The sequence below is a fragment of the Neisseria sp. HMSC055H02 genome, from assembly GCF_001813335.1.
Lineage (GTDB): Bacteria > Pseudomonadota > Gammaproteobacteria > Burkholderiales > Neisseriaceae > Neisseria > Neisseria sicca_C.
This window is the reverse complement of the sequence record NZ_KV812095.1, coordinates 29,920-31,045: the sequence shown is the minus strand read 5'-3', so window position 1 is coordinate 31,045 and position 1,126 is coordinate 29,920. Positions and strand designations below refer to the sequence as shown.

At 54.4% G+C, this 1,126-nt stretch carries 1 protein-coding gene; it reads left to right on the top strand.

Features of this window, described 5'->3' with window-relative positions; genetic code table 11:
• The first annotated feature begins 428 nt into the window (after positions 1 to 428).
• Positions 429 to 563 (top strand): hypothetical protein, encoded by a 135-nt coding sequence (locus HMPREF2907_RS13545; RefSeq protein WP_318259027.1) that lies wholly within the window; start codon positions 429 to 431, stop codon positions 561 to 563.
• Positions 564 to 1,126 lie beyond the last annotated feature (563 nt).

The following is a 1,126-nucleotide window of genomic DNA, read 5'->3' as shown; positions in this document are numbered from 1 at the left end:
CACGGGGGAGGGAGCAGGTTGCAGCAGATTTCACGGTTGCAGGCGATTTGAAAAGCAACTTGGGTTTCAACCGTTGATTTCAGGCCGTCTGAAAAGGAAAAAAGCAGCCTGCACAATTTGTTTTCCTTGCAGAACCCTTAATCCCAACAGCCGCCCGTTCTCTCTCCCGTGGGAGAGAGTTAGAGAGAGGGCAACAAGCCGCAAGGTTTGTATTGGGGCGGTTAGGGTGTTGGGAAAAGTTGCCGCAACTTGGAGAATACCCTCTCCCCAGCCCTCCCCCACGGGGGAGGGAGCAGGTTGCAGCAGATTCAAGTATTACAGGTCGTCTGAAAAAGAATGCCCGAAACATCAACAGCAGGAATTTTTCAGGTAGCCTTTTACCGCAAGGCAGATGGAACAAACGCCGCGAGTGTTTTTTCAGACGGCCTTTGAACCCATCGGTAGAGTGTGTGCCGCAAGGCACGCACGCGGTGGGTTGGGGTTGCAGGGAAAATGGAGAACGCGTGCGTACCGCACACACCCTACATGTGGGCTACGGCTTTCTTGGATTTGCCGTTGATTGAAGGTCGTCTGAAAAGAAAAAAAGCAGCCTGCACAATTTGTTGTCCTTGCAGAACCCTTAACCCCCAACAGCCACCCCGCTCTCTCTCCCGTGGGAGAGAGTTAGAGAGAGGGCAACAAGCCGCAAGGCTTGTATGGGCAGTTAGGGTGTTGGGAAAGGTTGCGGAAATTTGGAGAATGCCCTCTCCCCAGCCCTCCCCCACAGGGGAGGGAGCGGGTTGCAGCAGATTCAGGCGTTGCAGGTCATCTGAAAAAGAATGCCCGAAACATCAACGGCAGGAATTTTTCAGGCAGCCTTTATCGCAAGGCAGATGGAACAAACGCCGCGAGCGTTTTTTCAGACGACCTTTGAACCCATCGGTAGGGTGTGCGCCGCAAGGCACGCACGCAGTAGGTTGGGATTGCAGCTCCCTTAATCCCAACAGCCGCCCGTTCTCTCTCCCGTGGGAGAGAGTTAGAGAGAGGGCAACAAGCCATAAGGCTTGTATTTGGGGCGGTTAGGGTGTTTGGGAAAGATTGTCACGATTTGGAAGAATGCCCTCTCCCCAGCCCTCCCCCACGGGGG